Below are 21,704 nucleotides of genomic sequence, written 5' to 3'. Positions count from 1 at the left end.
CACTCTATGCCCTGCGGCGCACAGCGTTGCACACCCGGCAAAGCGCGTCGGATGAAACGCCGCCGCCCGCCCGCGCGTTCGGGGCAGGTGATATTGAATAACACGCACCCGAAACTACAGGTTTTCCGGACTGGCCTCGGCCCGCCCGCTGCTGCACTCTGACGCAAAAAGGAAGTACTGAATGATCCGCTGCCTCGCTCTCGCCCTGTCGCTCTGCACCGCCACGACTGCCTATGGTCAAAGCTGCGGTGGCTCGTTCTCCGGCTTCGTCGACGCGCTCCGGCAAGAGGCGATTGCCCGCGGCCACGCACCGGACAGCGTGAACAGCTTTTTCTCCTCTGTACGCCAGGACCAGAGCGTGCTTCAGGCCGACCGCCAACAGGGCGTCTTCCAGAAACCCTTCACCGAGTTCGCTCGCCGCCTGATCAGCTCGGGTCGCCTCGACACCGGCCTTGCCAAGGCACAGGAATACGATGCCGTGTTCGACCGGATCGAGGCCGAGTACGGTGTGCCCCGCGGGGTGCTGCTGGCCTTCTGGGCGTTCGAAACCGACTTTGGCGGTTTCCAGGGCGATTACAACACGCTCAACGCGCTGGTCACCCTGTCGCATGACTGCCGCCGGCCCGAGCTCTTCCGCCCCCAGGTTTTCGCCGCGTTGGAGCTCTACGAGATGGACGGCTTCGACCCTGTGCGCACCACCGGCGCCTGGGCCGGGGAAATCGGCATGGTCCAGATGCTGCCGCAGGACATCATCGACAACGGCGTCGATGCCGATGGCGACGGCCAGGTCGACCTCAAGACCTCCGCCCCCGATGCGCTGATGTCGGGCGGCAAGATGCTGCAACACCTCGGCTGGCGCGCGGGCGAGCCGTGGCTGCAGGAAGTCGACGTACCCGACAATTTCGACTGGTCCACGACGGGATTGCGCACCACGCTGCCCGCCGCCGAATGGGCCGCGATGGGCGTCACGCCGCGCCACGGCCAGATCCGCGGCGACCTGCCCGCCAACGTGCTGCTGCCGCAGGGACGTAACGGGCCGGCCTTTCTCGCCTACCCGAACTTCAACGTCTATTTCGAATGGAACCAAAGCTACGTCTACGTCCTGACCGCCGCCTATTTCGCCAACCGGCTCGAAGGCGCGCCGGTCTTCGACGCGGGCAATCCCGATCCGGGCCTTTCCGGCGAGCAAATGAAGCGCTTGCAGGAAAAGCTCGCCGCGCGCGGCTATGACGTGGGCGGGGTCGACGGCATCCTCGGCTCCGGTACCCGCGCCGCCGTGCAGGACGTACAGCAGGAACTGGGCATGCCCGCCGACGCGTGGCCCACGCCCGCGCTCCTGAACGCCCTATGACACCACGCCGCGCGTTCGAGATTTTTCTCACCGCCCCGCCCGGCCTGGAACTCGTGCTCAAGGACGAGGCGCAGGCGGCGGGCTTCGCCAAACCCAAGGCCACCCCCGGTGGCGTACGCTTTCGCGGCCATTGGCCGGACGTCTGGCGCGCCAACCTCGCCCTGCGCGGTGCGGGCCGGGTCTTGGCCCGCGTCGCCCGCTTTCAGGCGATGCATCTCGACCAGCTTGAGGCCCGCACGCGAGAGATCGGCTGGACGGACCTTTTGCGCCCCGACGTGCCGATCACAGTCGAGGCCACCACCCGCAAATCAAAGATCTACCATCAGGGTGCCGCCGCCGAACGCGTCGCCCGCGCCATCCACGAGATCACCGGCGCCCCGCTCGAAGGCGACAACCCCGTGCGCGTCCAGTTGCGCATCGAGGACAACCAGTGCCTGCTCAGCCTCGACACCTCCGGCGAGCCGCTGCACCGCCGCGGCCAGAAACCCTTCGTGGGCAAGGCCCCCATGCGCGAGACCCTCGCCGCCCTGTTCCTGCGCCAATGCGGCTATACCGGCACCGAACCGGTGCTGGACCCGATGTGCGGCTCCGGCACCTTCCTGCTGGAGGCCGCGGAAATCGCCCTCGGACGCGCCCCGGGCCGCGACAGGCCCTTCGCGTTCGAGCGCTTCGCCAATTTCGATGCAGACGCATGGAAAGAGCTGGCGGCTGACCAACCCGATATCGAAACCGCCCTCCACTTCCACGGCAGCGACCGTGACGCCGGCGCCGTCGCGGGCGCGCGCTCCAACGCGGCGACCGCCGGCCTCGGCGACCTCATCACGATCTCGCACCATGCCGTCAGCGACCTCGAGCGGCCCGAGGGCCCGCCCGGCCTCGTCATGGTGAACCCGCCCTACGGCACCCGCATCGGCGAGCGCAAACAGCTCTTCGGCCTCTACGGCGCCCTCGGCAAGACCTTCGCGGAACGGTTCGCAGACTGGCGCGTCGGCCTCGTGACCACCGATGCCAGCCTCGCCAACGCCACCGCCCTGCCTTTCACCGACCCCGGCCCGCCCGTCGCCCATGGCGGCCTGCGCATCACCCTCTGGCAGACCGGACCGCTGCCCTAAGGCGTTAACCAAGGTCGCGCGCTCGGCTTTACTTTTTCGTAAGAAAAGCGCATCATATTGAGAATGCGGAAGTTGTCTTTCAGGTGAACCACCAAAGACGTGACCCCGCGAAGTTGCTGCTTCGCGGGGTCTTTCTTTGTCAGGGTATCAAAGCCCTATCCAAAGTCGAATGATCGTCACAACCAACGTTCCCGCTGCCAGAACGACCATCCATTTGCGGAAGGTGTTTTCCTTCAGTTGAACCACCTCCTCTCACTGCAAAGGGTTGCAGCGAGACCAGAGATATCGGCTCAATGTTCGTAAAATCTTAACGACGGAGGGCTCACGCCACCAACTGCTCCGCCTTCTTCAGGTCGACCGAAACAAGCTGGCTGACCCCTGCTCGCCCATCGTCACCCCGAACAGGCGGTCCATCCGGCTCATCGTCACCGCATGGTGCGTGATGATCAAAAACCGCGTCTCGGTCCGGCGGCACATCTCGTCCAGCAGATCACAGAACCGGCCCACATTCGCGTCGTCCAGGGGTGCATCCACCTCGTCCAGCACGCAGATCGGCGCGGGATTGGCCAGGAACACCGCAAAGATCAGCGCCAGCGCGGTCAGCGTCTGTTCGCCGCCCGACAGCAGGCTCAGCGTCGCCAGTTTCTTGCCCGGCGGCTGGCACATGATCTCCAGCCCCGCCTCGAGCGGGTCGTCGCTCTCGACCATCACCAGGTTCGCCTCGCCGCCGCCGAAAAGGTGCTTGAACAGCATCGAGAAGTTCGAGTTCACCTGCTCGAACGCCGTCAGCAGCCGTTCGCGCCCTTCGCGGTTCAGCGACGCGATGCCACCCCGCAGGGTGCGGATCGCTTCCTCGAGATCGGACTTCTCATTCACCAGCGTGTCGTGCTCTTCCTGCACCTCGCGCGCGTCCTCCTCGGCCCGCAGGTTCACCGCCCCCAGCGCATCGCGCTGGCGTTTCAGCCGGTTCACATCCGCCTCGATCGCCTCCGATGCGGGCATGGTCTCGGGGTCGACCTGCAACGTCTCCAGCAGGTCCTCGGGCGAACAGTCCAGCTCTTCCTCGATCCGCCCCGCCGCCTGCGCCTGCGTCTCCCGCGCGGCTTCCGCCCGCGCCTCGGACCGCGCCCGCGCCTCGCGCGCCTCGCCGGCCAGGCGCTCGGCGTCGCGCTCGTTCCCGACTGCCTCACGCGCCACCCCTTCGGCGTTCGACAGCGTATCGGCCGCCTCGGCCCGGCGCGCCTCGGCCTTGGTGATGTCGGCGTTCAATGCCTCGCGCTTCGCCGCCAGTTCGCCCGGCTTCGCTCCGGCCTCGGACAGTTCCGCTTCGCTGGCTTCCTTGCGCTCGGCCAGCTCCGCGCTGCGCGTCTTCGCCGTCTCCAGCCGGTGCCGCCAGCCCGACAATTCCTTGGTCACTTCCTGGCTGCGCTTCAGCCGGGCCTCGCCCTCGCGGCGCAATTCGTCATGGGCCGAGCGCTTGGACATCATCGTCATCCGCGCCGCCTCGACCGTCATCTTGACGTCTTCCACCTCGGCCCGCGCGGTATCCAGGTCGGCCAGGTCGCCCATCGCCTTCTCGGCCTCGGCCAGCGTCTTGCGCGCGGCCAGCGCCTCTTCCTCATGCCGCGTCACCGCCAGCCCGAGGCTTTCCAGCTTGGATCCCGCCAGGCTCCGCTCCGCCTCGGCCCGGCTCAGCGCCCGGTTCGCCTCGGCGACCCTGCCGTCCGCCGCGCGCCGCGCCTCGCGCGCCGCCTTGTCCGCCTCGGTCAACTCCACCAGCCGCGCCTTCAGCGTCTCGTGCGCCCGCTGCGCGCCCTCGGCCCGCGCCGTGGCGTGCGCCAACTGCTGCTTCAACTCCTCCAGCCGGTTCAACTGTTCCAGCCGCAGCGCGGCGGCCGACGGCGCGTCCTCGGCCCAGGCGCGGTACCCGTCCCAGCGCCACAGGTCACCCTCGACGCTCACCAGCCGTTGACCGGGTTTCAACAAGGCCTGCAGACGCGGCCCGTCATCCGGATCCACCAGCCCGATCTGCGCCATCCGCCGTGCCAGAACGCCCGGCACGTTCACATGAGCGCCAAGCGCAACGACGCCTTCAGGCAAGGTCTGCGCCTGGGCATACCCGTCCAGCGGAACCCAACCCGACGGCCCGTCCGCATCCACCTCCGGTGCCCGCAAATCATCGGCCAAGGCCGCGCCCAGCGCCTTTTCATAGCCCGAGGCCACCTGCACCGCGTCAAGGATCTGTCCGCCCTCGGCCGTGTCCCTTTCCAGCAAGCGCGCCAGCGCCGACACCTCCGCCGACAGGGCACTCACCTCGCCCTCGGCCTCGGAGCGTTCCGCCCGCGCATCCGCCTCGCGCCCCTGCGCATCGGCGCGCGCGTCGTCGCGGCCGCGGTCAACGCAGTTTCAGCTGCCTGCGCCGCCTCGGTCGCGTTCTTCTCGGCTGTCTCGGCCGCCTCGAACTCTTCGCTGGCCCGCGTCACGGTGTATTGCGCCGCCTCTACCGCGTCCTTGGCCCGCGCCGCCTCGGCATCGGCCCGGTCGCGGGTCTTGCGGCTGTCGTCCACCAACCTTTGCGCTGACTGGTGTCGCGCGGCCAGCCGGGCGACATCCTCGGTCAGTTCCGACAGTTCCGTTTCCCGCGCCTGCAAGACCTGGCTGGCATCCGCCGCCTCCGCGCTCGCCGCCTCCAGCTTGCCCTCATGCCCGTCCGAGGCTTTGGCCAGTTCCTGCGCTTCCCATTCCAGCCGCTCGATCGTCTCGCCCGCATCGCGGTTCAGGCTGTCCTCGCGCTCCATGTCGCGGGCCAGCTGCTCGATGCGCGCCTGCAACGTCTCGATACGGTCCTTGGCCGCCGCTTCCTGCTCGGCCAGCGTATCGCGGCTCACTTGCAGGCGTTGCAGCACCGCGGCGGCAATCGCCTCTTCCTCGCGCAGCGGCGGCAGTGCCTCGTCCGCCCGCGCCCGCAGCCTCGCCGCTTCCCGCGCCGCGCCCTCGGCCCGGGCCGCATCGCTCGTCCGTTCGGTCAGCTCGGTCTGCGCATTGGCCCGCGCCAGGTCCGCTTCCTTCCAGCGACGATAAAGCAGCAAGCCCTCGGCCTGCCGCAATTCCTCGCCGATCTGGCGATACCGCGCCGCCTGCTTGGCCTGCCGCGCCAGCTGCGCCAGTTGCGTGGCCAATTGCTCGATCACGTCATCAACGCGGGCCAGGTTGCTCTCGGCCCCCTTCAGCTTCAACTCCGCCTCGTGCCGCCGCTGGTAGAGGCCGGAAATCCCCGCCGCCTCTTCCAGGATACGCCGCCGCGCCGTGGGCTTGGCGTTGATCAGCTCCGAGATCTGCCCCTGCCGCACCAGCGCCGGCGAATGCGCCCCGGTAGAGGCGTCGGCAAACAGCATCTGCACGTCCCGCGCCCGCACATCCTTGCCATTCACCTTGTAGGCGCTCCCCACGTCCCGCGTGATGCGCCGGATGATCTCCAGGTGATCGGCATCGTTGAAGCCCGCCGGCGCCAGCCGGTCGGAATTGTCCAGGTGGATGCTCACCTCGGCAAAATTGCGGGCAGGCCGCGTGGCCGCTCCGGCAAAGATCACGTCCTCCATCCCCGAGCCGCGCATCGAGGTCGGCCGGTTCTCCCCCATCACCCAGCGCAGCGCCTCCAAGAGGTTCGACTTGCCACAGCCGTTCGGCCCCACCACCCCGGTCAACCCATTCTGGATGAACAAGTCGGTGGGGTCGACGAAGCTCTTGAACCCGGTCAATCTCAGCTTGGTGAACTGCACGGCGCGTGTCCCTCCGGTGGGGCCGGTCTGATTGTTCGACGTGATTCCGGCCTTGGGACCACATGCAAGCGCACGACCTTGCACCCTGTCAACGCAAAACCCCTGCATATGGCGCGAGCGCGGTACTTATCCACAAGATATTGCGCCTCCTTGGGCAAAACCAAAGGCGACTCGGCCCGTCTGGCCCGCATGTCCGTGCAAGATATTGCGGCATGTGCCCGCGAAACATATGCTGCGACGCAGATCAATATCGATGCCACGGAAAACATCGCCATGTCCAATCCGATAGCCCTTCTCGTTGCCGGTCTTGCCGGTGGGGCCGGTCTCGGCGCGCTGGTCACCGCAACGGTGATCGACCGGCCAGCCATGTCCAAGGCGGCGATGTCCGAGGGCATGGCCCACGACCATTCCGCCCACGATCACGGGCAGGGAAACGCCATGCACGATCACAAGATGGTCGAGGCCGCCGACCCCGCCCCGACACTGGAAATCGAGCTTCACCCCGACGGTCCGCAAAGCCGCAACCTGCACATCATGACCACCAACTTCACCTTCGACCCCGAAGGCGTGAACGGCGCGCACCGCCCCCGCCACGGCCATGCCCATGTCTACATCAACGGTGTCAAGCAGCCCCGCGCCTACAGCCCCTGGGTGCAACTGGACGCCCTGCCCAAAGGCACCCACGAGATCCGCGTCACGCTCAACGCCAACGACCACGGCCACCTCGCCACAAACGGCATGCCGATCGAGGCCGTGACGACCGTGACCATCGAATAGCCCGCGCACCATGCTCATCGTCGAAATCGCCAACCCGTCCAGCCCCGGCCCCCGCGCCCTGCTGGAACAAAGCCACGCCCTGATGCGAGAGCTGTTCCCGCCCGAGGACAACTATGCCCTCGATATCGAGGAATTGCGCGGACCCGACATCCGCTTCTACGCCGCCCGCGACGGCGCCCAGACACTCGGCACCGGCGCGCTGGCTCTCAAGCGCGGTTATGCCGAGGTGAAATCCATGTTCACCTCCGAGGCCGCCCGCGGCCGGGGCGTCGCTGCCGCGATCCTGCGCGCGCTGGAAGACGAGGCGCGCGGCGAGGACATCCCCGTCCTGCGCCTGGAAACCGCCGACGCGCTCGGCGCCGCGATCCGGCTCTATGAACGCCACGGCTTTGCCCGGTGCGGCATCTTCGGCGACTACCGCCCGAACACCACCAGCGTCTTCATGGAAAAGATCCTGTCACGGCCCGCCGCTCAGAACGGGTAACAGATCAGTTCTCCGCCATCCGCGTCCAGTTCGAACGCGTCGCATTCGAGATACGTCTCGCGCCGCTTTGGCGCCGGGGCGCCCGCCCCGCAATCCAGAGTGGCCCGCATCATCGCCTGGTCCCCGCTCAGTCGGTCCACCCGGCACCCGCTGACCCGCTCGATCGCCAGCACCGCGGGCACGCCCACGCTCGACAGGCGCATCGCGGGTTGCGGGTTCAACCGGATCGCCTCGGCCCGCCGCCCCGCCACCCGGATGTCGAATACCGACGCGCCCATCTTGGTCCGCACCGGCGAAACCCCGGAAAACTCCGGGCCGGGCGTCGCGCAGGCCGCGACGGCAAGTATCGGTATCAGGACAGGCAGGCGCATCGCCCAATCTTCGCAGGCATATCGTTAAAAAACAGTAACAACTGGCTTTTTCGCGCGGCGAAACGCAGAGGTCCGCGATTTGTTTCATCACGAACCCGGATTCTTTTTCCGGTCTCCGGGGAACGCCCCGGGGGGCCACGCACGTTTATCTACCAGATACGGAACGTAAAAACGTAAAAAAGGAGAAACATCATGAAACTCTTTGGCACAACAGCCATCGCAATGGCGCTCGCCACCACCGCCGCGTTCGCCCAGAGCGACTCGGATACCGACATGGATCCCGACACCCAGAACACCCAGGTCGAGTCCAGCACTGAAATGGACACGGCCGATGACGCCGCCACTCGAGGCGGCAGCGACGCTGGCGACACCCAGTCGGCCATGAACGACGGCACGACCTGGGACAAATCCAGCGAAGAAATGGGCCAGATGCAAGGTGATCTGATCCGCAGCCGCGACATCACCGGCGGCGCGGTCTACACCACCAACGAAGCCAACGACGAAGGCGAAGGCTGGGAAACGTCCGAGTATAACGAAGTCGGCTCGGAATGGAGCCAGATCGGCGAAATCGAAGACCTCGTCATGTCTCGCGACGGCAAGCTGACCGGCATCGTCGTCGAAGTCGGCGGGTTCCTCGACATCGGTGACAAGCACGTCCTGCTGTCGGTCAAGGACGCCAAGCTCGTCCCCGTCGATGACGCGACCTACACCTTCGTGACCAAGTTCAGCGAAGAAGAGATCGAGGAAATGAACGGCGTCGACGAAGGCTTCTGGAACTAAGCCGAGCCACGTCTCGCCATTGCCGCCGCCCCTTGCCGGGCGGCGGTTTTCGTTTGGCAGGTGCGCGCTACAGGCTCTTCCACCACTGGTGCGCCACGAACGCCGCCCGCATCGCGCCGGTCCTGGCCGCCTTGAACGGCACGCGGGTCAGATCGCTCAGCGGCACCGGCAACGCCGCCGGATCACCCCCGCGATCAGCTCCGCCATGCACTGGCCGAACACCGTTCCGGTCGTGATCCCCCGTCCGTTATACCCGATCGGCGTCAGCACCCCGGGCGCCAGCCGGATGATCCGTGGCAGATGATCGGGCGTCATCGCGATCTGACCGTGCCACGCCGCTTCGAACGTCACCTTTCCCAGTTCCGGAAACAGCCGCTCCAGCCGTTTTGCCGCCCAGCGCCGCGAAAGACCCCGACCCGCCGCGCCCATCACCGGCCCCATCGAACCCAGAACCATCCGCCCCGCCGCATCCCGGCGCAGGCTGGTCATGATCGTGCCGGTATCCCACACACCCTGCCGGCCCGGCAGCACATGCGCCATCTCCGCGCCCAGCGGCGGCGTCGCCAACTGAAAGAACTCGATCGTGGTGAAGATATCACGCAGCCCCGGCCACAGCCCGTCGGTATAGGCATTCGTCGCCAGCACCACGTGCCGCGCCCGTACCGTGCCGCGGTCCGTCTCGACAACCCATGCCTCGCCGTCCCGCCGCAGCGCCGTCGCCGTCACGCCGGTATGCACCACCGCCCCGGCCCCCTGCGCCGCCCGGGCCAGCCCGCGCACGTAGCCCATCGGGTTCACCGTCCCGGCGCGATGATCCAGCAAACCGCCGTGAAACGCCCATGTCCCTGTCCGCTCCGCCACCGCTTCGCGCGACAACAGCTCCACCGGCGCGCCCAGCCGCTGCCATTCGTCATATCGCTCCCGCAGGCCGTGCATCCCCCGGGCGGCATGGGCGGCATGAATGGTCCCCGTCCGCGTCACCTCGCAGCGCATCTGGTGCGTCTCGATCAGGTCGAATACCTGCCCCGGCGCGTTGCCGAACCGCTCGATGAATCGCGGCCCATAGGTGTCGCCCAAAAGCTTGCGCACCTTCGCCGGCGGATACCACACGCCGGCGTTTACCAGCCCGACGTTGCGCCCCGACGCGCCATACCCGATCCGCTTGGCCTCCAGCACATGCGCCCGCAGCCCCTTCCCGGCGGCGTAAAGCGCGGTCGCCAGCCCGGTATAGCCACCGCCCACGATGGCCAGGTCCGTCACCACGTCGCCCGGCATCGGCACGCCGCTCTCCGGCTCCTCCGCCGAGTTGTCCCACAGGGATATGCTGGGGCCATGCCCTGTCATCGCTGCCGTCCCGCGCCGCGTCTCGCCGCGGCACCGTGAGACGCAATGCCCCCAACGTCAATATCGCAGGCGGCACGACGATGCACCGCCCTGCGCCTTTCACGCGGCGCGTCCGCCGATCCACTGACAGCTTGCAATTTCACTGTTCCAAAAATACTCCGATCCCGACGCCAGCCACTTCGGAGCCCCACATGCCCAAAACCCGCCTTCTCACCGAATTCGGCATCGGCTCGTCCCTGCGCCACCGCGACTATACCGCTGCCGCCCGCCGCGCACTTCAGGATGCGCTCTGGCGCAACTCCATCAACCTCGCGGAACTCTTCGGCCAGCCCAAAGAGGCGATGATCATCGACGTGGAAATCGCCGCCCCCGACCCCGACGCCGTCGATATCGCCGCGCTGGCGGATGTTTTCCCGTACGGCCAGGTCTCCATCACCGCGCACAAGGGCGGCCTCGACGTGCCCCGCCCCGACGGCGGCACCCCCACCGTGATCGTCAACGCCGCCATCAATGTCAGCCTCAACCTGGAGCCCGCGCAATGACAGATCACCGCTTCATCATCGAAATGGGCATGGGCAACGACCAGTACGGCATGGATTACCAGAAGGCCGCCGCCCGCGCGATCGAATCCGCCATCCGCCGCTCGGCCATTCCGATGTATTCGACCACCGCGCTCGACCCCTCGCAGATGCGCGTCCAGGTCACCATCGGCGTGCAGGAACCCGACAAGCTCGACACCCACGCGCTCGCCGCCGGCCTGCCGCGCGGAAAGGCCACCGTCACCGCCACCTTCGGCGGGCATAACGTGGTGAACCCCGACACCGGCGACACCATCATCATCGCCACCGCGGCGGTCGAGGCGTTCCTGCCCGACCAGTCCGGCAACTACACCGCAGGCTAATTCCGAACGGCCCGGCGCTTGCCCCCTCTCGCCTCTGGTCATATGATTTGACCAATCCAATCCCGGGGCCGCCATGCCGTTCCAGAAAGTCACGCCCGAAAAACTCTCGCTCGCGGTCACCCGCCAGATCGAGAAACTGATCCTGCGTGGCATCCTGCGCCCCGGCGAACGCCTGCCATCGGAACGCGAGCTTGCAGACCGCTTCGGCGTCTCCCGCCCCTCCCTGCGCGAGGCCGTGGCCGAGCTTCAGGACAAGGGCCTGCTGACCACCCGCGCCGGCGCCGGCATCTTCGTGGCCGACGTTCTGGGCAGCGCCTTCTCCCCCGCCCTGATCGAGCTTTTCGCCAGCGACGACGAGGCCGTCTTCGACGTCATCGCCTTCCGCCGCGACATGGAAGGGCTCGCCGCCGAACGCGCCGCCCGCCTGGCCTCGGACACCGACCTTGAGGTCATCGCGTCCACCTTCGCCCGCATGGAAAGCGCCAAGGGCCGCGCCAACCCCGAACGCGAGGCACGGCTCGACGCCGAGTTCCACATGGCCATCCTCGAGGCCAGCCACAACGTCGTGATGCTGCACATGATGCGCTCGATGTTCCAGCTCATGCAGGAAGGCGTGTTCTACAACCGCCAGGTCATATTCAACCAATCGACCAGGCGCTCCAGCCTGCTGGACCAGCACCGCGCCATCCGTGACGCCATCCTCGCGCGCGACCCCGTCGCGGCCCGCGCGGCGGTCGAAACCCACCTCGATTTCGTCGAACGGGCGCTGACCGACCAGCGCAAGGCCGAGGCCCACGAACACATCGCCCGCCAGCGCCTGGAACACGAGAACCGCCGCTGAATTCCTCACCAAAACCGTAGGGTGGGTGGTACTGCGCGACGCGCAGGTTCACCCACCGCTGCGCCTCACGCCCTGCAGATGGCGGCCTGTCGCGCGCCTCCGGAACTCATTTCGCGCCGTTCACAAACTGCTCAAATTTTACCAATTGATAAAATTTTGATCTGTGCAATACTTTCTCCAAAGCGCACAGCCACTGGAGCCCTCCATGAGCCATTCCGCCCTGACCCCCGGCATCACCTCCGGCCGCCTGTCAGAGGACGACCTCGCCCGCAACTTCTCCGACCTGCACCCGCCGCTCGACGCGCACGAGGCGCTGGTGGCCGCGGACCGCTGCTATTTCTGCCACGATGCGCCCTGCATCACGGCCTGCCCCACCGATATCGACATCCCGCTCTTCATCCGCCAGATCGCCACCGGCACGCCCGAGGCCGCCGCGAAGACGATCCTCACCCAGAACATCCTTGGCGGCATGTGCGCCCGCGTCTGCCCGACCGAGACGCTCTGCGAACAGGCCTGCGTGCGCGAGGCCGCCGAAGGCAAGCCCGTGCTGATCGGGCAACTTCAACGCTACGCCACCGACACCCTTCAAGCCACGGGCATGCATCCCATCGCCCGCGCGGCCGAGACGGGCAAGTCGGTCGCCGTGGTGGGCGCGGGACCGGCCGGTCTGGCCTGCGCCCATCGTCTGGCGATGCACGGCCATGCCGTCACGCTCTTTGACGCCCGCCCCAAGCCCGGCGGCCTCAACGAATACGGCATCGCCGCCTACAAGACGGTCGACGGCTTCGCCGAGCGCGAGGTCGACTGGCTGATGCAAATCGGCGGGATCACCCTGGAAAACGGCAAGGCGCTTGGAGCCGACCTTTCGCTTGACGACCTTCGCGCCCGCTTCGACGCGGTCTTCCTCGGCATCGGGCTGGGCGGCGTCAATGCCCTCGGCCTTGCGGGCGAAGACAAGACAGGCATGCTCGATGCGGTCGATTTCATCTCCGACCTGCGCCAGGCCGGCAACCTGCGCGACTTGCAGATTGGCCGCGACGTGGTGGTGATCGGCGGCGGCATGACCGCCATCGACGCCGCCGTGCAGGCCAAGCTTCTCGGTGCGCTCAACGTCACGCTGGTCTACCGCCGCGGCCGCGACCGCATGAACGCCAGCGTCTTTGAACAGGACCTCGCCGCCTCCAAGGGCGTGCGTATCATCACCAATGCCACGCCCCGCGCCATCCACGGCAACGGCACCGTGCGCGAGATCGAGTTCGAATACACCGACGACGCCCTCACCCCCACCGGCGAGACCGTCCGCATCCCCGCCGACCAGGTCTTCAAGGCCATCGGCCAGGCGCTCGCGGGCGACGCCCTGCCCGATCTCGACGGTCGCAAGATCGCCGTCACCGGCCCGGGCCGCACCTCGGTCGCCGGCGTCTGGGCGGGGGCGACTGCGCCGCGGGCGGCGACGACCTGACCGTCACGGCGGTGGCCGAAGGCCGCGATGCCGCCGAAGACATCCACGCCCGGCTGACGGCGGGCTGACATGCCCGAGCTGCCCGAATGCGAGGCCAACCGCCGCAGGGTCGAGGCGCACTGCCTCCACCGTACCATCGAGGCGATCAAGATGGGCGAGACCTCGCACATGGACCTGCCCGGCAAAAACGCCCGCGGCCGCCTCACGGGCCGCCAGTTCACCGAAACCCGCCGCCGCGGCAAGGCGATCTTCGCCGGGTCGCAGACCGGCCCGTGGATCGTCGTGTCGCTCGGCATGACAGGCTCTTTGCGTCCCTATGAAGACGGCGACACGGCACCCGATCACGCCCGCATGACCTTCGTCTTCGAAGGCGGCCGCCGCCTCGCCTTCCGCTGTCCGCGCAAGCTGGGCTGGATCCGCGTCATCGACCGCCCCGACGACTGGATCGCAAAGGCCGGTCTCGGTCCCGACGCGATGGATATCGATCGCGACACCTTCGCCGACCGCGTCGGCAGCACGCGCGGCGCGGTCAAGTCCGCCCTCATGGCACAAAAGAAGATCGCGGGCATCGGCAACCTGTGGTCGGACGAGGCGCTCTTTCACGCAGGCCTCTCTCCCGACAGCCGTGGCGATGCTTTGACCGGCGATCAGCTCGACACGCTTTTCGACTGTACTCACAATGTACTTGGCCGCCTGCTCGACGCCAATGCCGATTACAGCCGGATTCCGAAAGAATGGCTTTTCCCGCACCGCCAGGAGGGCGCCACCTGCCCCACCTGCGGCGGAACCATCACCCGAAAAAAGGTCGGCGGCCGCTCCGCGTTCTACTGCCCCGACCATCAGCCCCGCACCTGAGGAGGTATCCCCATGGCAGACCTGACCACGAACTTCATCGGCATCACCTCGCCCAACCCCTTCTGGCTCGCCTCGGCGCCGCCCACAGACAAGGAATACAACGTCCGCCGCGCCTTCGAGGCCGGCTGGGGCGGCGTGGTCTGGAAGACATTGGGCGAAGAAGGCCCGCCCGTGGTCAACGTCAACGGTCCGCGCTACGGCGCGATCTGGGGCGCCGACCGCCGCCTTCTGGGGCTCAACAACATCGAACTGATCACCGACCGACCGCTGCAGACCAATCTCGACGAGATGACGCGCGTGAAAAAGGACTATCCCGACCGCGCCCTCATCGCGTCCCTGATGGTGCCGGTGAACGAGGACAGCTGGAAGTCCATCCTCGACCGCGTTCTGGAAACCGGCTGCGACGGCGTTGAACTGAACTTCGGCTGCCCGCACGGGATGTCCGAACGCGGCATGGGCTCCGCCGTGGGCCAGGTACCCGAATACGTGGGCCAGGTCACCGAATGGTGCAAGAAACACTCGAACCTGCCCGTCATCGTCAAGCTCACGCCCAACATCACCGACGTCCGCAAACCCGCCCAGGCGGCCAAGGACGGCGGCGCCGACGCGGTCTCGCTCATCAACACGATCAACTCTATCACGTCCGTCAACCTCGACAGTTTCGCGCCCGAGCCCACCATCGACGGCAAGGGCGCGCATGGCGGCTATTGCGGCCCGGCGGTGAAACCCATCGCGCTCAACATGGTGGCCGAGATCGCCCGCACGCCATCGCTCGCCGGCCTGCCCATCTCGGGCATCGGCGGCATCACCACCTGGCGCGACGCCGCCGAATTCATGTCACTCGGCGCCGGCAACGTGCAGGTCTGCACGGCGGCCATGACCTACGGCTTCAAGATCGTGCAGGAAATGATCTCGGGCCTGTCCCAATTCATGGACGAAAAGGGCTTCACCTCCACCAAAGACCTCGTCGGCCGCGCCGTTCCGAACCTCAGCGACTGGCAGCACCTGAACCTCAACTACATCACCAAGGCCCGCATCGACCAGGACCTTTGCATCAAGTGCGGCCGCTGCTATGCCGCCTGCGAGGACACCTCGCACCAGGCCATCTCGATGTCTCCCGGCCGCACCTTCGAGGTGATCGATGCCGAATGCGTGGCGTGCAACCTCTGCGTCAACGTCTGCCCGGTCGAGAACTGCATCACGATGGAGCAAATGGCTCCCGGCACCACCGACCCTCGCACCGGCAGAACCGTCGAGGCCGACTACGCCAACTGGACCACCCATCCCAACAACCCCGGCACCTGCGCCGCGGAATGACAACCCCAGATTCTTCGTACGAAGAATCTGAACCCCCAGAAAATTCGTACGAATTTTATGGGGGTCACCCGCACGGTATCAAAACACGATCCGGATCGGCCCGGCATGACAAACGACGATCATCTGGTCGCCGGTTTCGATCAAGTGGTACCCGCGTCTGCGCACTTCCCGCTCGAACGCCTCTCGCCCGACTTCCCGTTCCACCCAGCGGCGCGAGCGGCGCACTACCGCGCCGTTCCGGGCGGATTTGCTTGAAAACAACTGTGAGACCCAAGGGGCGGCGGGAACGGGGCGGGTAATCTGCATCATGCTCCGAACCTGACATCACCATGGTAAAGATGATGTTAAGGCTTCAGCACAAGCCGAGCCAAATGCGTCCCTGGACCTTTGGCCCTTACGCTCCGCCGTCGACCGCCGGCGCACCTGCCCGGCCGGACGGCCGGTCACCGCTAACCTCGACCTTCAGAACCTCGATCATCTCGCGCAGATCGGTTATGTCGCGCACGGCCCGCGACTGTTCCTGCCGCGTGCTGGCGCGCAGGAGGTCCTGCTGTCGTCCTACAAGCTCATACTGCGCCGCCACCAATTGATCGCGCGGGGTCTCCTGGCTCTTGATTCGCGCATCGAGCACGCTTTCGCCCGATGCCTTGGCCGGCAACCGCGAGACCTCGTCGCGCGCCGAACGCACCGTCGCCTCCGTGCGCGGCCCGTCCTCGCCCGTGGCATTGTCGGAATTGTTGCCGCTCGCACTGCTTTCCGCCGACCCCGAGGCGCTCCTGACGGCAAGTTTCTGAAGGTTCTGCCCGGCGCCGGCCGGCACCGAGGGCAGGAAGGTCACAGGGGCTGGTCCTGTGATGTTCATGTGTCCACTCCAAACACGGGGGATCGCTAGATCCGGCGCCCGCACCCAACCGACCTTGTACCACGCCACGAGGGGGGCCGCGACGCCATAAAAGAAAGCATTTTAGGCGATTTGGCCGCGCCGGGCGTCACACCGCCAGCATCCGGCGATAGAGCGTGTCGAGGAAAACAGACGCATCTTCATGCCCGTCACGCCCGTCCAGCAGCACCTGCACCTGCGCGTCGAAATCCGCGTAGTGCTGCGTCGTGGCCCAGATCGAAAAGATCAGGTGGCGCCCGTCCACCGGCTTCAGCCGCCCTGCCGCGCCCCAGGATTCGATCAGCGCCGCGGTCTCGTCCACCAGCGGCTTGAGGACCGACACCAGCCCCGCCCCGATCATCGGCGCGCCTTGCAGGATCTCGTTGGCAAACAGCCGGCTCTCGCGCGGCAGCGCCCGGCTCATCTCCAGCTTGCGATGCACATAGCGCAGGATTTCCTCCAGCGGCTCGCCGGCGGGGTCGATGGCGCGCATCGGGTCCAGCCACGTGTCCATCAACCCGTTCAGCAGCGTCACATGGATCTCTTCCTTGCCGGCAAAGTAATACAGGATGTTCGGCTTCGACAGCCCCGACGCCTCGGCGATCTGGTCCAGCGTCGCGCCCCGAAACCCGTGCATGGAAAACACGTCCAGCGCCGCGTCCAGGATGCGCTTGCGGTTGCGCAACTGTATCCGGCTCGGCTTGGCTCCGCCGGCCGCCTGCGTCCCGTCTTCCATCGCGCCCCTCACTCATTGCTGCCCGAAGATGTAGCACCGCCCGGCCCGAATTGGCCAGCGACGGGTGCAATGCTTGACAGACCCGCCCCGCTTCGCAATCGTGCTTTTACCATTTGGTAAAAAAGTGGCAACCGGGATGGCAGCCAATATCGCGTCCGCCCGTGCTATGATACGACAGACAGGGGGATAGCGATGACCGCACCGGGCCAAAACCTCAAGATCGACGGCGACAGGCTCTGGGACAGCCTGATGGAGATGGCCAGGATCGGCCCCGGCGTCGCGGGCGGCAACAACCGCCAGACCCTGACCGACGAGGATGCCGAGGGCCGCGCGCTCTTCCAGTCGTGGTGCGAGGCGGCGGGCCTGACCATGGGCCTCGACACGATGGGCAACATGTTCGCCCGGCGCGAGGGCACCGACCCTGACGCGCTGCCGGTCTACGTGGGCTCCCACCTCGACACGCAACCCACCGGGGGCAAGTATGACGGCGTCCTCGGCGTGCTCGGCGGCCTCGAGATCATCCGCACCCTCAACGACCTCGGCATCAAGACGAAACACCCCATCGTGGTCACCAACTGGACCAACGAGGAAGGCACGCGCTACGCCCCCGCCATGCTCGCCTCAGGCGTCTTCGCCGGCGTGCACGACCAGCAATGGGCCTACGACCGTGTCGATGCCGACGGCAAGAAATTCGGCGACGAGCTCGACCGCATCGGCTGGAAAGGCGACGAGCCGGTCGGCAACCGCAAGATGCACGCCTTCTTCGAGCTGCATATCGAACAGGGCCCCATTCTGGAGGCCGAAGGCAAGGATATCGGCGTCGTCACTCACGGTCAGGGCCTGCGCTGGATCGAATGCACCGTGACCGGCAAGGAAAGCCACACCGGCTCGACGCCCATGCACATGCGCAAGAACGCCGGCCGCGGCCTCGCCCGGATCACCGAACTGGTGCACGAGATCGCGATGAAGAACCAGCCGAATGCCGTGGGCGCGATCGGCCAGGCCAACGTCTATCCCAACAGCCGCAACATCATCCCCGGCAAGGCCGTCTTCACCATCGACTTCCGCTCGCCCGACCTGGAAAAGCTCGAAGGCATGGTCGCGGAGCTGCTGGAAAAGGCGCCGAAGCTCTGCGAAGAGATCGAGGTCGGCTTTTCCTCCGAGATCGTCGGCCAGTTCAACCCGCCCGCGTTTGACGAGACCTGCGTCAAGGCCGTCCGCGACGCCGCCGAACGCCTTGGCTACTCCCACATGGACATCGTCTCGGGCGCCGGCCACGATGCCTGCTGGATCAACGACGTCGCCCCCACCGCCATGGTCATGTGCCCCTGCGTGGACGGCCTCAGCCACAACGAGGCCGAGGAGATTTCCAAGGACTGGGCCACGGCGGGCGCGGACGTGCTGATGCACGCGGTGGTCGAGACGGCGGAGATCGTTGAATGATCGTCAAACGATCATTCAACGTCCCGGACTTGATCCGGGACCTCCCCGCCACTTCGCGCACCGCAGTCCCGGACTTGATCCGGGACCTCCCCGCCACCAGCGTGGCGCCACAAACATCAAAGCCGCGTTTACATCAAATTAACCATGTTCCCACACCACCGGACCATGGCGTTCTACACCTACATCATGGCCTGCCGCTCAAACACGGCGATCTACGTTGGAACCACAGGCAACCTGCGCGACCGCGCGGCTCAGCACCGGTTGGGGGCCGGCTCCGTGCACACGTCGAAATACAACATCACCAAGCTGGTCTACTTCGAGACCCACGAAACACTGGATGCCGCCGTCGCCCGCGAACGAAAGCTGAAACGCTGGCGGCGCGAGTGGAAAGACAGGCTGATCGAACACGCAAACCCAAGCTGGTCCGACTTGAGCATGGAGGCCTCGTTTCTCTGAGGTCCCGGATCAAGTCCGGGACTGCGTAGCACCAGGGAGACACCCAATGACCACCAAAGTCATCAAGAACGGCACCGTCTGCACCGCAGACCGCACGTGGAAGGCCGATGTCCTGATCGAGGACGAAAAGATCAAGCAGATCGGCGAGAACCTGAAAGGCGACGAGACCATCGACGCCGAGGGCGCCTATGTCATCCCCGGCGGCATCGACCCGCACACCCATCTGGAAATGCCCTTCATGGGCACCACGGCGGCCGAAACCTTCGAGACCGGCACCTGGGCCGCGGCCTGTGGCGGAACAACGATGCTGGTGGATTTCTGCCTGCCCGGCGCGGACGGCTCCATCAAGAACGCCATCGAGGAATGGCACCGCAAATCCGCTCCGCAGATCTGCTCCGATATCGGCTACCACATGGCGGTGACCGGCTGGAACGAGACCATCTTCAACGAGATGAAGGACGCCGTCGACATGGGCGTCAACTCCTTCAAGCACTTCATGGCCTACAAGGGTGCCTTGATGATCGAGGATGACGAGATGTTCGCCTCCTTCAAGCGCTGCCGCGAACTGGGCGCGCTGCCCATGGTCCATGCCGAGAACGGCGATCTGGTGGCCGACATGCAGCAGGAAATGCTGTCCAAGGGCATCACCGGCCCCGAGGGCCACGCCTATTCCCGCCCGCCCGAGTTCGAAGGCGAGGCCGCCAACCGCGCCATCACCATCGCCGACGCCGCCGGCGTGCCGCTCTATATCGTGCACGTCTCCTGCGAACAGGCGCACGAGGCCATCCGCCGCGCCCGCCAGAAGGGGATGCGCGTCTATGGCGAACCGCTGGCGCAGTTCCTGACCCTCGACGAGGGCGAGTATTTCAACAAGGATTGGGACCATGCCGCCCGCCGCGTCATGTCGCCCCCATTCCGCTCCAAGGACCACCAGGACAGCCTCTGGGCGGGGCTTCAGGCTGGCTCGCTCCAGGTCGTCGCCACCGATCACGCCGCCTTCTCGACCGAGCAGAAACGCATGGGCGTGGGCGATTTCACCAAGATCCCCAACGGCTCCAACGGGCTGGAGGAACGGATGCCCGTGCTCTGGACCCGCGGCGTGGAGACGGGGCGCCTCACGCCCAACGAGTTCGTCGCCGTCACCTCCACCAACGTCGCCAAGATCCTCAACATCTACCCCAAGAAGGGCGCCATCGTCGAAGGCGCGGACGCCGATATCGTGGTCTGGGACCCCAAGATCACCAAGACGATCTCGGCCTCCAACCACCATTCGATCCTCGACTACAACGTGTTCGAGGGCTTCGAGGTCACGGCCAATTCCCGCTACACCATTTCGCGCGGCGAGGTGATCTGGGCCTGGGGCCAGAACTCCCAGCCCCAACCCGGCCGCGGCCGCTTCGTCCCCCGCCCCGCCTTCCCCTCGGCGCACGAGGCGCTGTCGAAATGGAAGGCGCTGACGGCTCCGAAGATGATCGAGCGCGATCCGCTGAATATCCCGGCGGGCATCTGACCCCGTGCGCCTCGCCCTCGCCCTTCTCCTGCTGGCCAGCCCGGCCACGGCCCAGCTGGCCGCCCCCCTCGGCAATCCCGACGGCTGCGCCCGCATCCTGGGCGAGGAGGCCACCAAGGAAAACGAGGTCGCCATCGTCGCGGGCCACCTGAACCTGCACGGCGCGATCTGCCAGATCACCGCCGTGCAGACCGGCACGCTCATGGCCACCTGCCCCGGCGACGCCGAGAGCCGCAAAAAGGTCCTCGGCATCACCCGAAGCGCCGATGGCACCGGCGTCACGCTGACCCTGCCCGACGGCTCGGTCGAAGACCTGGTTCCCTGCGAATGAGCCACGCCGCCATGCGCCCGCGCCATTGCCCGCAAATTCATCATGTGCCTGCTCCACAGGCATCTGACGCCCGGACCCGCCTTGACACCGCCTTGCGGCATGGGATTGTTCCCTTCACCCGGCCCGGAGACACGACACCATAATGCAAGACGCCCAAGCCACCACGACATCCAGCTCCGTGATCGCCGCCCGCGACCTTTCGCTGACCTTCCAGACCAATGACGGGCCCGTGCATGCGCTCAAGGACGTGACGCTGGACGTGGACAAGGGCGATTTCGTCTCCTTCATCGGCCCCTCGGGCTGTGGCAAGACCACCTTCCTGCGCTGCATGGCCGACCTTGAACATCCCACCGGCGGCAGCATCTCGGTCAACGAAATGACCCCGCCGAGGCCCGCCAGCGGCGCGCCTATGGCTACGTCTTCCAGGCCGCCGGCCTCTACCCGTGGCGCACCATCGCCGGCAACATCCGCCTGCCGCTGGAAATCATGGGCTACTCCAAGGCCGACCAGCAAAGCCGCATCGCCCGCGTCCTCGAACTGGTCGATCTCGCGGGATTCGAAAAGAAATTCCCCTGGCAGCTGTCCGGCGGGATGCAACAACGCGCCTCCATCGCCCGGGCGCTGGCATTCGATGCCGATATCCTGCTGATGGACGAACCCTTCGGCGCGCTCGACGAGATCGTCCGCGACCACCTCAACGAACAGCTTCTCCAGCTCTGGGACCGCACGAACAAGACGATCTGCTTCGTCACCCACTCGATCCCAGAGGCGGTGTACCTCAGCACGAAGATCGTCGTCATGTCCCCCCGCCCCGGCCGGATCACCGACGTGATCGAAAGTACGCTCCCTCGGGAACGCCCGCTCGACATCCGCGACACGCCGGAATTCCTGGAAATCGCCCACCGCGTCCGCGACGGGCTTCGCGCGGGTCACAGCTATGAGGAGTGACTTCGCAAAACGCGCCCCGGACTTGA

General features: G+C 66.4%; 19 protein-coding genes and 3 pseudogenes. 16 read left to right on the top strand and 6 right to left on the bottom strand.

Annotated features, from left to right (window positions below; genetic code table 11):
- Positions 1–181: 181 nt before the first annotated feature.
- On the top strand, positions 182–1,351 hold the full coding sequence (locus ACSQ76_RS03530; RefSeq protein ID WP_437155483.1) for a lytic murein transglycosylase: 1,170 nt from the start codon (positions 182–184) through the stop codon (positions 1,349–1,351).
- Positions 1,348–2,463 (top strand): THUMP domain-containing class I SAM-dependent RNA methyltransferase, encoded by a 1,116-nt coding sequence (locus ACSQ76_RS03525; protein ID WP_437155482.1) that lies wholly within the window; start codon positions 1,348–1,350, stop codon positions 2,461–2,463. Before ACSQ76_RS03530 ends, ACSQ76_RS03525 begins: the two co-directional genes overlap by 4 nt.
- Before the next feature lie 322 nt (positions 2,464–2,785).
- Here ACSQ76_RS03525 and smc read toward each other — a convergent pair.
- A pseudogene (gene smc / locus ACSQ76_RS03520) lies at positions 2,786–6,242 on the bottom strand (chromosome segregation protein SMC).
- Between the two features lie 273 nt (positions 6,243–6,515).
- Between smc and ACSQ76_RS03515 the strand changes: the two are divergent.
- A complete protein-coding gene (locus tag ACSQ76_RS03515) occupies positions 6,516–7,019 on the top strand; it encodes a hypothetical protein (protein WP_437155481.1) in 504 nt (167 codons plus the stop codon).
- A gap of 10 nt (positions 7,020–7,029) precedes the next feature.
- On the top strand, positions 7,030–7,503 hold the full coding sequence (locus tag ACSQ76_RS03510; protein ID WP_437155480.1) for a GNAT family N-acetyltransferase: 474 nt from the start codon (positions 7,030–7,032) through the stop codon (positions 7,501–7,503).
- Here the strand turns inward: ACSQ76_RS03510 and ACSQ76_RS03505 are convergent.
- Complete coding sequence (locus ACSQ76_RS03505) at positions 7,491–7,874, bottom strand: hypothetical protein (protein ID WP_437155479.1); 384 nt, start codon at positions 7,872–7,874, stop codon at positions 7,491–7,493. The genes ACSQ76_RS03510 and ACSQ76_RS03505 overlap by 13 nt on opposite strands.
- 192 nt (positions 7,875–8,066) lie before the next feature.
- On the opposite strand from ACSQ76_RS03505, the gene ACSQ76_RS03500 reads away from it, so the two are divergent.
- Positions 8,067–8,654 carry a PRC-barrel domain-containing protein gene (locus ACSQ76_RS03500; protein WP_437155478.1) on the top strand — a complete coding sequence of 196 codons (588 nt, stop codon included), beginning with the start codon at positions 8,067–8,069 and terminating at the stop codon, positions 8,652–8,654.
- A gap of 156 nt (positions 8,655–8,810) precedes the next feature.
- On the opposite strand, the gene ACSQ76_RS03495 is transcribed toward ACSQ76_RS03500, so the two are convergent.
- The gene (locus ACSQ76_RS03495) at positions 8,811–9,998 is read right to left on the bottom strand and encodes an NAD(P)/FAD-dependent oxidoreductase (protein ID WP_437155477.1); all 1,188 of its coding nucleotides are present in this window, start codon (positions 9,996–9,998) and stop codon (positions 8,811–8,813) included.
- Positions 9,999–10,189: 191 nt separating this feature from the next.
- Here ACSQ76_RS03495 and ACSQ76_RS03490 point away from each other — a divergent pair, with 191 nt between their 5' ends.
- From ACSQ76_RS03490 to preA, 6 genes and pseudogenes are all read left to right on the top strand, one after another.
- Positions 10,190–10,540 (top strand): Lin0512 family protein, encoded by a 351-nt coding sequence (locus tag ACSQ76_RS03490; RefSeq protein ID WP_437155476.1) that lies wholly within the window; start codon positions 10,190–10,192, stop codon positions 10,538–10,540.
- The gene (locus ACSQ76_RS03485; protein WP_437155475.1) at positions 10,537–10,899 is read left to right on the top strand and encodes a Lin0512 family protein; all 363 of its coding nucleotides are present in this window, start codon (positions 10,537–10,539) and stop codon (positions 10,897–10,899) included. Before ACSQ76_RS03490 ends, ACSQ76_RS03485 begins: the two co-directional genes overlap by 4 nt.
- Before the next feature lie 73 nt (positions 10,900–10,972).
- Entirely contained in the window at positions 10,973–11,740 is a 768-nt protein-coding gene (locus ACSQ76_RS03480; RefSeq protein WP_437155474.1) for an FCD domain-containing protein, read from the top strand.
- Between the two features lie 205 nt (positions 11,741–11,945).
- Positions 11,946–13,270, top strand: a pseudogene (locus tag ACSQ76_RS03475) (NAD(P)-dependent oxidoreductase).
- A gap of 1 nt (position 13,271) precedes the next feature.
- The gene (locus tag ACSQ76_RS03470; protein WP_306128498.1) at positions 13,272–14,057 is read left to right on the top strand and encodes an Fpg/Nei family DNA glycosylase; all 786 of its coding nucleotides are present in this window, start codon (positions 13,272–13,274) and stop codon (positions 14,055–14,057) included.
- A 12-nt stretch (positions 14,058–14,069) separates the two neighbouring features.
- The gene (preA, locus tag ACSQ76_RS03465; RefSeq protein ID WP_437155473.1) at positions 14,070–15,374 is read left to right on the top strand and encodes an NAD-dependent dihydropyrimidine dehydrogenase subunit PreA; all 1,305 of its coding nucleotides are present in this window, start codon (positions 14,070–14,072) and stop codon (positions 15,372–15,374) included.
- A 78-nt stretch (positions 15,375–15,452) separates the two neighbouring features.
- Here the strand turns inward: preA and ACSQ76_RS03460 are convergent, their stop codons facing one another.
- The 3 genes from ACSQ76_RS03460 to ACSQ76_RS03450 form a co-directional block, all read right to left on the bottom strand.
- Positions 15,453–15,683, bottom strand: coding sequence for an N-(5'-phosphoribosyl)anthranilate isomerase (locus ACSQ76_RS03460; RefSeq protein WP_437155472.1), 231 nt, complete (start codon positions 15,681–15,683; stop codon positions 15,453–15,455).
- An 85-nt stretch (positions 15,684–15,768) separates the two neighbouring features.
- Complete coding sequence (locus ACSQ76_RS03455) at positions 15,769–16,236, bottom strand: hypothetical protein (RefSeq protein ID WP_437155471.1); 468 nt, start codon at positions 16,234–16,236, stop codon at positions 15,769–15,771.
- Positions 16,237–16,363: 127 nt separating this feature from the next.
- Positions 16,364–16,990 carry a TetR family transcriptional regulator C-terminal domain-containing protein gene (locus tag ACSQ76_RS03450; protein ID WP_437155470.1) on the bottom strand — a complete coding sequence of 209 codons (627 nt, stop codon included), beginning with the start codon at positions 16,988–16,990 and terminating at the stop codon, positions 16,364–16,366.
- Between the two features lie 192 nt (positions 16,991–17,182).
- Here ACSQ76_RS03450 and ACSQ76_RS03445 point away from each other — a divergent pair, with 192 nt between their 5' ends.
- The 5 genes and pseudogenes from ACSQ76_RS03445 to ACSQ76_RS03425 all read left to right on the top strand — a co-directional run bounded on the left by ACSQ76_RS03445 (position 17,183) and on the right by ACSQ76_RS03425 (position 21,678).
- Positions 17,183–18,433 (top strand): Zn-dependent hydrolase, encoded by a 1,251-nt coding sequence (locus ACSQ76_RS03445; protein WP_437155469.1) that lies wholly within the window; start codon positions 17,183–17,185, stop codon positions 18,431–18,433.
- A gap of 144 nt (positions 18,434–18,577) precedes the next feature.
- Complete coding sequence (locus ACSQ76_RS03440) at positions 18,578–18,889, top strand: GIY-YIG nuclease family protein (protein WP_437155468.1); 312 nt, start codon at positions 18,578–18,580, stop codon at positions 18,887–18,889.
- A gap of 46 nt (positions 18,890–18,935) precedes the next feature.
- The gene (hydA, locus tag ACSQ76_RS03435) at positions 18,936–20,399 is read left to right on the top strand and encodes a dihydropyrimidinase (protein ID WP_437155467.1); all 1,464 of its coding nucleotides are present in this window, start codon (positions 18,936–18,938) and stop codon (positions 20,397–20,399) included.
- A 4-nt stretch (positions 20,400–20,403) separates the two neighbouring features.
- On the top strand, positions 20,404–20,730 hold the full coding sequence (locus ACSQ76_RS03430; RefSeq protein WP_437155466.1) for a hypothetical protein: 327 nt from the start codon (positions 20,404–20,406) through the stop codon (positions 20,728–20,730).
- Positions 20,731–20,872: 142 nt separating this feature from the next.
- Positions 20,873–21,678: pseudogene (locus ACSQ76_RS03425) on the top strand (ABC transporter ATP-binding protein).
- Positions 21,679–21,704: the final 26 nt, after the last annotated feature.

Source organism: Roseovarius sp. B08, from assembly GCF_051417955.1.
GTDB lineage: Bacteria > Pseudomonadota > Alphaproteobacteria > Rhodobacterales > Rhodobacteraceae > Roseovarius.
This window is presented reverse-complemented; position numbering and strand designations above follow the sequence as displayed.

Bases quoted from the DNA above. Each gene is read 5' to 3' on its own strand.
- ACSQ76_RS03530 (WP_437155483.1), top strand. From the start codon at position 182: ATGATCCGCTGCCTCGCTCTCGCCCTGTCGCTCTGCACCGCCACGACT.
- ACSQ76_RS03525 (WP_437155482.1), top strand. From the start codon at position 1,348: ATGACACCACGCCGCGCGTTCGAGATTTTTCTCACCGCCCCGCCCGGC.
- ACSQ76_RS03515 (WP_437155481.1), top strand. From the start codon at position 6,516: ATGTCCAATCCGATAGCCCTTCTCGTTGCCGGTCTTGCCGGTGGGGCC.
- ACSQ76_RS03510 (WP_437155480.1), top strand. From the start codon at position 7,030: ATGCTCATCGTCGAAATCGCCAACCCGTCCAGCCCCGGCCCCCGCGCC.
- ACSQ76_RS03505 (WP_437155479.1), bottom strand. From the start codon at position 7,874: ATGCGCCTGCCTGTCCTGATACCGATACTTGCCGTCGCGGCCTGCGCG.
- ACSQ76_RS03500 (WP_437155478.1), top strand. From the start codon at position 8,067: ATGAAACTCTTTGGCACAACAGCCATCGCAATGGCGCTCGCCACCACC.
- ACSQ76_RS03495 (WP_437155477.1), bottom strand. From the start codon at position 9,998: ATGACAGGGCATGGCCCCAGCATATCCCTGTGGGACAACTCGGCGGAG.
- ACSQ76_RS03490 (WP_437155476.1), top strand. From the start codon at position 10,190: ATGCCCAAAACCCGCCTTCTCACCGAATTCGGCATCGGCTCGTCCCTG.
- ACSQ76_RS03485 (WP_437155475.1), top strand. From the start codon at position 10,537: ATGACAGATCACCGCTTCATCATCGAAATGGGCATGGGCAACGACCAG.
- ACSQ76_RS03480 (WP_437155474.1), top strand. From the start codon at position 10,973: ATGCCGTTCCAGAAAGTCACGCCCGAAAAACTCTCGCTCGCGGTCACC.
- ACSQ76_RS03470 (WP_306128498.1), top strand. From the start codon at position 13,272: ATGCCCGAGCTGCCCGAATGCGAGGCCAACCGCCGCAGGGTCGAGGCG.
- preA (WP_437155473.1), top strand. From the start codon at position 14,070: ATGGCAGACCTGACCACGAACTTCATCGGCATCACCTCGCCCAACCCC.
- ACSQ76_RS03460 (WP_437155472.1), bottom strand. From the start codon at position 15,683: ATGATGCAGATTACCCGCCCCGTTCCCGCCGCCCCTTGGGTCTCACAG.
- ACSQ76_RS03455 (WP_437155471.1), bottom strand. From the start codon at position 16,236: ATGAACATCACAGGACCAGCCCCTGTGACCTTCCTGCCCTCGGTGCCG.
- ACSQ76_RS03450 (WP_437155470.1), bottom strand. From the start codon at position 16,990: ATGGAAGACGGGACGCAGGCGGCCGGCGGAGCCAAGCCGAGCCGGATA.
- ACSQ76_RS03445 (WP_437155469.1), top strand. From the start codon at position 17,183: ATGACCGCACCGGGCCAAAACCTCAAGATCGACGGCGACAGGCTCTGG.
- ACSQ76_RS03440 (WP_437155468.1), top strand. From the start codon at position 18,578: ATGTTCCCACACCACCGGACCATGGCGTTCTACACCTACATCATGGCC.
- hydA (WP_437155467.1), top strand. From the start codon at position 18,936: ATGACCACCAAAGTCATCAAGAACGGCACCGTCTGCACCGCAGACCGC.